Origin of the sequence: Sphingobacterium sp. BS-2, from assembly GCF_046161205.1 — a bacterium.
Taxonomy (GTDB): domain Bacteria; phylum Bacteroidota; class Bacteroidia; order Sphingobacteriales; family Sphingobacteriaceae; genus Sphingobacterium; species Sphingobacterium mizutaii.
Genome location: NZ_JBIXGO010000015.1, coordinates 140,200 through 147,856 on the forward strand (window position 1 = coordinate 140,200; position 7,657 = coordinate 147,856).

At 40.2% G+C, this 7,657-nt stretch carries 7 protein-coding genes; 6 read left to right on the top strand and 1 reads right to left on the bottom strand.

Annotated features, from left to right (window positions below):
• Positions 1 to 102: 102 nt before the first annotated feature.
• From ACK2WI_RS06975 to ACK2WI_RS06995, 5 genes are all read left to right on the top strand, one after another.
• Entirely contained in the window at positions 103 to 603 is a 501-nt protein-coding gene (locus tag ACK2WI_RS06975) for a hypothetical protein (protein ID WP_409150186.1), read from the top strand.
• 23 nt (positions 604 to 626) lie between these two features.
• Entirely contained in the window at positions 627 to 1,298 is a 672-nt protein-coding gene (locus ACK2WI_RS06980) for a GIN domain-containing protein (RefSeq protein ID WP_409150187.1), read from the top strand.
• Positions 1,299 to 1,410: 112 nt separating this feature from the next.
• Positions 1,411 to 2,961 (top strand): glutamine-hydrolyzing GMP synthase, encoded by a 1,551-nt coding sequence (gene guaA, locus ACK2WI_RS06985; RefSeq protein WP_312698054.1) that lies wholly within the window; start codon positions 1,411 to 1,413, stop codon positions 2,959 to 2,961.
• On the top strand, positions 2,918 to 4,219 hold the full coding sequence (locus tag ACK2WI_RS06990) for a hypothetical protein (RefSeq protein WP_312698055.1): 1,302 nt from the start codon (positions 2,918 to 2,920) through the stop codon (positions 4,217 to 4,219). The genes guaA and ACK2WI_RS06990 overlap by 44 nt, the downstream gene beginning before the upstream one ends.
• 6 nt (positions 4,220 to 4,225) lie before the next feature.
• Positions 4,226 to 5,401: an RsmB/NOP family class I SAM-dependent RNA methyltransferase gene (locus ACK2WI_RS06995; RefSeq protein WP_409150188.1), complete on the top strand. Its 1,176-nt coding sequence runs from the start codon at positions 4,226 to 4,228 to the stop codon at positions 5,399 to 5,401.
• Here ACK2WI_RS06995 and ACK2WI_RS07000 read toward each other — a convergent pair.
• Positions 5,398 to 5,865 (bottom strand): universal stress protein, encoded by a 468-nt coding sequence (locus ACK2WI_RS07000; protein ID WP_093097842.1) that lies wholly within the window; start codon positions 5,863 to 5,865, stop codon positions 5,398 to 5,400. The genes ACK2WI_RS06995 and ACK2WI_RS07000 overlap by 4 nt on opposite strands.
• Positions 5,866 to 5,944: 79 nt before the next feature.
• On the opposite strand from ACK2WI_RS07000, the gene ACK2WI_RS07005 reads away from it, so the two are divergent.
• On the top strand, positions 5,945 to 6,709 hold the full coding sequence (locus ACK2WI_RS07005; RefSeq protein ID WP_409150189.1) for a C40 family peptidase: 765 nt from the start codon (positions 5,945 to 5,947) through the stop codon (positions 6,707 to 6,709).
• Positions 6,710 to 7,657: the final 948 nt, after the last annotated feature.

The following is a 7,657-nucleotide window of genomic DNA, read 5'->3' on the forward strand; positions in this document are numbered from 1 at the left end:
AAAAATCAGTTTTCCGTTCATTAAAATTTAGCTGAAAGTGTTAAAATTTATTCTACTTGGCCTGTTTTTTGTAAATTAATGGAAGATAAACCATTTTTAATTATGATGAGAATAATGATTTTAGCCATTGTTCTGTTGATTTCCAATGAGATACGTTCTCAAGAGTTGGATTTGAACAGCGTTCGAAATGATTTTAACAAAGGTGTCAAGGATGAGGATTTGTGTAAAAGGCACTTAGAGGCTTTGGAAGAAAATGCGGACTCACCGGTTGAACGCGGATATGCCGCTGCGTTTCATATGTTCATGGCCAAACATACTTCTAATCCATTCAAAAAGATGAGTTATTTCAAGGACGGGAAAAACAAGTTGGAAAAAGAACTCAAGACCAATCCCAATAATGTCGAGCTTCGGTTTATCCGTCTAAGTATCCAATACCATATTCCCAAATACTTAGGCTACCATAATGAAATAGAATCTGACAAGGATTTTGTGATGAACAATCTTTATAAGATGTCGGATAAATTCACCAAAGAAAAAATTTACAAATATTTAAAGGGTGCAAATATGTATACTCAGGACGAATTAGCGTTATTAGGTAGGTAAATATCTATATTAGCGTTATGAAGATGAAATACATTTTATTATTTGCAGTATCCATGATTTTTCATTCGGTGCAGGCTCAGATCAAGCAGAGCATCAATGAATTTTCTGTTCTAGAAGTGACCGATAGGTTATGGGTGAGCGTAGTTCCAAGTGATAAGCATGAAATCGTGATCAATGGCGAGTTGGCAGACAAGGTGGAGGCCGTATATTCAAAAGGAGAGCTTCGCCTAAAGATGAAAGGCAGTCATATCATGCAGGGAAATCAAGCCAATGTGGTGGTGTATACCCCTTCCGTTTCTAGTATCATTGCCAAGAAAGGTTCTGAAGTAAATATTGAGGAAACCGCCATTGAAGAAGAGGCGATGATATTCACGGCTTCCGAGGGTTCCAAAATCAGAGCTTATATCAAGTCGGTAGGCGTGGATGTATCTTCCAATACAGGTTCGTCCATAGACCTTTTGGGTTCAGCAACCAAACTGAATGTCACGACCACTGCAGGCGGAAACTTTTATGGTAAGGACCTAAAAACAGAGATAGTACATGTACGGGTAAATGCCGGTGGAAAAACCGAGGTCAATGCCTCAGAATCCGCTGACGTAGAGACTAGAATGGGTGGTACGATTGATGTCTATGGCAATCCTAAGAACAAAAGAGATAAGAAAATCGCCGGTGGAAAGATCGTTTTCCATCAGTAAAAATTAAGAATTTTTATGAAAGCAAGCATTGATTCAATGCTTGCTTTCTTTTTTACGTCAATAAGTTAACATTTCCTCTGATAAATTGTGTATTGATTTGTAACTTTGCGCCATGTCAGAAAAAATTATCATTCTCGATTTTGGATCGCAATATACCCAGTTAATTGCGCGTCGCGTTAGGGAACTAAATGTATACTGTGAAATTCACCCATTCAACAACCTTCCAGAATTTGATGGATCTGTAAAAGGCGTGATCTTTTCAGGTAGCCCTTATTCAGTGCGTCAAGAAGACGCCCCTCAGATAGACTTCAAGGCCATTCAGGAAAAATTCCCATTATTAGGAGTTTGTTATGGTGCGCAATATATTGCACAGCATTCCAATGGTGAGGTTCTTCCTTCTGAAATCCGTGAATATGGTCGTGCTAATTTGCAGTTTGTTGATCAAGAGAATGATTTATTGAAAGGCATACCAACCCAATCTCAAGTATGGATGTCACATGGTGATACCATTAAAGAGGTTCCAGCAAACTTCAAGATTGTCGCAAGTACCGATAAAGTACGCGTGGCGGCTTATCAAATCGAAGGAAGCAAAACCTACGGTATTCAATTCCATCCCGAAGTAACGCACAGTACTGATGGCCAAGTGCTATTGAAAAACTTTGTTATCGATATATGTGGATGTACCCAAGACTGGACTGCTGACGCATTTGTTGAAACTACAGTATCAGAACTTAAACAGCAACTAGGTAATGACCATGTTATTATGGCTTTATCGGGTGGTGTTGACTCTACCGTTGCTGCGGTATTATTGCACCATGCTATTGGCGATAAATTGCACTGTTTCTTTGTAGACCATGGATTATTACGTAAGGATGAGTACGATCAAGTATTGGCTTCTTACAAAAACATGGGCTTGAACATCAAGGGTGTTAATGCCAAAGACCTATTCTATTCTAGATTGGCGGGTGTATCAGAACCAGAACAAAAACGTAAGATCATCGGCGCATCTTTTATCGATGTTTTTGATGAGGCTGCGAAAGAAATACAAAAAGAATTGCCGGAAGGCACTGAAGCAAAATGGTTGGGTCAAGGAACTATTTACCCAGATATTATTGAGTCCATTTCAGTGAAAGGCCCTTCAGCAACCATTAAATCACACCATAACGTAGGTGGCTTGCCAGACTACATGAAATTGAAGGTGATCGAGCCTTTGAAGACTTTATTTAAAGATGAGGTCCGTCGTGTTGGAAAGTCATTAGAAGTTGATCCAGCGATCCTTGGAAGACATCCTTTCCCAGGTCCAGGATTAGCAATTCGAATTTTAGGTGATATTACGGAAGAAAAGGTACGGATTTTGCAAGAAGCTGATGACATTTACATTCGTAACCTGAAAGAATCAGGTTGGTATGATAAGGTTTGGCAAGCGGGAACTATCTTCTTGCCGGTTCAGTCAGTTGGAGTGATGGGGGATGAACGTACCTATGAACACGTAGTAGCGCTTAGAGCTGTTGGTTCCCTTGATGGAATGACAGCTGATTGGATTCATTTGCCTTATGATTTATTAGCTAAAATTTCAAACGAGATTATTAATCATGTCAAAGGAATCAACAGAGTCGTATATGATATCAGCTCAAAACCACCAGCAACAATTGAGTGGGAATAATAATTTGAAAAACTTTTATAGAGGTACCCTTGCCGCGTTGTGCTTAGGTGCTGTCCTTGCAGTCAGTTCTTGTTCGCCGAAAACTACAGGTGGAGTCTTGAAAAACCCAAATGTATATGGCAATAAAGACAGGGATGCAGGAAAGAACACATCTGAAAACGATAAGAAAGAGGATTCCAAAAAAGATGATAATGTAAAAGCATCCGAGCAAGCCAATAGCATTGCTCTGCTTTTACCTTTTCAACTGAATATGATTGCCAACGAAAACGTGGTGGAAGCCGATGTGAAGCGTTCTGCATTAGCATTGGATTTTTACCAAGGTTTCCAGTTGGGGGTCAATGAGGTTGCCAAAAAACCTGGTGATTTCAACATCAAGGTGATGGACACGCAGGATAATGAGATGAAAAACATCAGTATCGCTGCTTCTAAAGAGGTGGAAAACGCAAGCTTAATTGTAGGCCCAGTTTACCCTAAGGAAATCCGTTCTTTTGCCAAAGGCAATAAGAACAATAAAGTCCTTCAGGTCAATCCTTTGGCCGCTACCATGCCTACCGAATTCAATATCTCCAATCTGGTTTCATTAACTCCTCCAATCCGCATCCATATGCGTGCAATTGCCGAAGAGATGACGAAAAAATATATGGACAATGATGTAATCATCGTGTTTGATGCAAGAGATACCGATCACCGTAACTTCATTGCCGGATTTGATGAGGAAATCAAGAAATTGAAGCCTATGGCGAAAATCGTCCATGTTACTTCAGTCGCCCAATTGAAACAAACCATTCCTGACCTAGGGACAGCATTTGTGATCAGCGGAACAACTGAGAAAACCCAATTGCGTTCCCTTGTGACTGCATTGGATGATAAGGTTGGCGAAGGCTATGCCATTCGTTTATTCGGGCACCCACTTTGGTCACGTGTTGATTTTAGACCATACGATAACTTCTACCGTATGGATCCTACCATCAGCTCTGAAAGCCACTTAAAAGTGTGGAGTTCTGACGTTCAGAATTTCCAGAAAAACTATAAAAACTCCTTTAAAGTTGACCCATCTGACTTTGCCTATAAAGGTTATGATGCAGGTAAATATTTTGCGACCTTGTTGAGCAAATACGGAACTGGATATGCTGAGAAGGTAGTTGATGAGAAATACTCCGGAATCTTCAGTGATTACCAGTTCAATTACAATCCAACTTGGGGATATGTAAACCAAGCAGTAAAAATAAGGACCTACCGAAACGGTTCTTTTCAATAAGAAGCATTGGAAATCAATAGCAAAAGAGTACAGCAGCAAGTTCGCAACTTCGAACGTACTATCAACGAATATCAATTTAAGGAACCTTTCTCTAGGTTCTTATCTCAATTTTATAAGAATAACAGACAAATGGGTTCATCCGATAGAAGGATGAACTCACGGTTCTGCTATAACTTCTTCCGTCTAGGGAAAGCCTTTTCCGATCTGGATCTTTCCGAGAAACTTAGCATCGCTGAATTTCTTTGTGAAGAAAACTCTGCCGTAGTGCAGGTTTTCCAACCCGAATGGTCCGAAAAGATCAATTTGGATATTGAAGAGAAGGTGAACTTTATACAATCCAAGTATGGTGACTTTCTAGAAGAAGTGTTCCCATTTACAGCTTATCTTTCTCCCAGCATTGCTAAAAAAGAGTTTATCCTTTCCCACTTTATTCAGCCTAATCTGTATATCCGTATCCAAAAGGGTATGGAAAGCAAGGTGAAAAAGACCTTGGAAAAGAATGAAGTCCCTTTTGAAGAGCTTGCCGCACAAACACTTTCTTTACCTAATGGAACCAATCTTCAACAGATCAAATCCGTAGATGGTGATTATGAGGTGCAGGATCTATCTTCGCAACAGAGTCTCAATGAACTAGAGGTAGTTCCTAGGAGCTCTTGGTGGGACTGCTGTGCAGCTTCTGGAGGTAAGTCACTTTTATTGCTGGATAAGGAACCAAATGTTAAATTATTGGTTTCTGATATCCGGTTGAGCATTCTTAGGAATCTGGATGAGCGCTTTGAGAAAGCCAATATCAGAACCTATTTTCGCAAGAAAATATTAGACCTGAGCAAACCCGTTGACCATATCATTGGGGAGGAGTCATTTGATGGAATAATATTGGATGCACCTTGTTCCGGATCAGGAACATGGGGAAGGACCCCTGAAATGCTTCAGAAGTTTACGAGCAATGAATTACAAAGGTACTCAGACTTGCAAAAACAGATCGTGAAGCATGTTGTTCCATTCCTTAAGCCTGGAAAAACATTGTTATACATCACTTGTTCTGTTTTTGAAGCCGAGAACGAGGAAGTCAGCAAATACATCTCCGATACCTTAGGATTGCAGTTAGTGGTACAGCATCCCCTTATCGGCTATGATAAAAAAGCAGACTCTATGTTTGTAGCGAAATTTGTAAAAGCTTAATCGCAGTTTAACGGGATTACCAGTACAGGGCAACTTGCTTTTCTGATCAAGGCTTCCGAAACGGATCCTGAAAGGAAATGGTCAAAGCCTGTCCGGCCATTATTGCCCATGATTATTAAATCCGCTGTCCATTCTTTTGCAACCTGCAAGATTTCGTCGCGAACATCACCAACACGATTAAAGGTAAATGTTTCAGAGGCGCCCTGAAATTCCGTAGCTAACCTATTTAGGAATTCCTGAGATGCTTGTTGCTGTATTTCGGATACTTCAGGAACAATAATCGGTTGCTGACCTAATAGCGGGTCCACACCATAAGATGTTGGCGAAGTGGGAGGTACGACAGTTACTAAAGCAAGGGCAGGATGTATTTCTTCAACAATCTCTCTTGCATAGTCGATGGCACGACGGGAACAAGGGGTTTCATCGATAGCTAATAATATTCGATTGAACTTTTTTGTAGTCATGATATTTAGATTATAATGTATATCTAATATATAAAAAACGATTAAATTAGCTTAATTGTTTTATAAAACAGCATATTTTATGGCATTAGGAATTTGTGTTTTAAGTTCGATCTCGGTACTCGAGTCTCCAAAGTTTTCATCCAATCGTGTTTATGAACTTTTATTTGCTGAGGCTTTCAGCATCATAGAGCGACAAAAGTCTTGGGCATTGATCCAGCTTCCAGATTCAGTGATCCAAGGTTGGATTATGGAAGGCCAATTCGAATTGGTTGAAGAGATTATCCCAGCAGATTATATCATTGATGAGGTGGGAGGCTATGCCGTTGCCGGCGAGAACAAAACCATGCAGATCCATCACGGAAGTCCCATTCCCGAGAATAAGAGCATCATAACTGCTGTAGACAATTACAAGATCCTTTCCGATCTCCGTGATACCGAAGAAGGTTATGAAGAAGAAAGAGATCGCGAACAATTGGAAAACTTCGTAGCGAGCTACCTGAACAGCCCATTTTCCTATAAGGGAAGAACAGTGCATGGCATCGACAATATTGGCCTATGCGGCTTATTTTATCGCCATTTCGGCCTTGAGATCCCGAAAGACATCCCAGGCATCCTCCAATTAGGCACATCCATCGATTTTATCTCAGAAATAAAAGGCGGCGATTTAGCCTTTTTCATTAACGAACAAGGCGAAGTAGACCATCTTGGAATCATAATTTCCGATGAAGAGATCCTACACGTCGTAGAAAAAGTACGTATCGACTCCATCGACAACGAAGGGATCTATAACCACGACCTCCAACAAACAACCCATAAGTTGAGGATTGTTAAGAGGGTATTATAGACAAAAGACAATAGACATAAGACAATAGACCTTTCTGGGGGGCAAATCAGGTGTTATTGTTCTATTGAATATCGGCCAGTTTTGTAGGGGCTTATTGCATAAGCCCGTTATCTTTAAAAATTGCGGACCTGTAGGTTGTTGGAAATAATAACGAAATCAAAAATTATTAATGGAGGTGGCGGGCGAATTCAATTCGCCCCTACAGTATAGGTGCATGCTAGACAAGATCATGGCCAACTTGCAATCCATATTGAGCATGATCCCCGAGCGGAGTCGAGGGGGGAGTCACTCCATCCCAGATCTACGTTCTGGGGGGCAAATCAGGTGTTATTGTTTAATTGAATATCGGCCAGTTTTGTAGGGACTTATTGCATAAGCCCGCGACCTTTAAAAATTGCGAGCCTGTAGGTTGGTGGAAATTATTACGAAATCAAAAATAATTCATGGAGCTGGCGGGCGAATTCAATTCGCCCTAAAGTATAGGTGCATGCTAGACAATATCTTGGCTAACATGCTATCCTTTTTAGGCATGAACCCCGAGCGGAGTCGAGGGGGAGTCGACCATCCCAAATCTCATATCTCATATCTCATATCTAAAAAAAAGCGACCCTAAAGTCGCTTTTTTTTTTTTAACTAAAAATTTTATCGGAAGTGCAAAAATTCCCCGACTTAACCCATATATTTTTTTCCTTATACGGATAATATACCACCTTCTTTAAAATTCTTTTGTATTTTATCTTTATAATAAAAAAATTTTATCTTTTACGCGGGGTACTTTTGGCACTTCTTATTAATTTTTTAGTAAAATAAAAAAAAGCGACTTTAGGGTCGCTTTTTTTTAGATATGAGATATGAGATATGAGCTTTGGGATGGTCGACTCCCCCTCGACTCCGCTCGGGGTTCATGCCTAAAAAGGATAGCATGTTAGCCAAGATATTGTCTAGCAT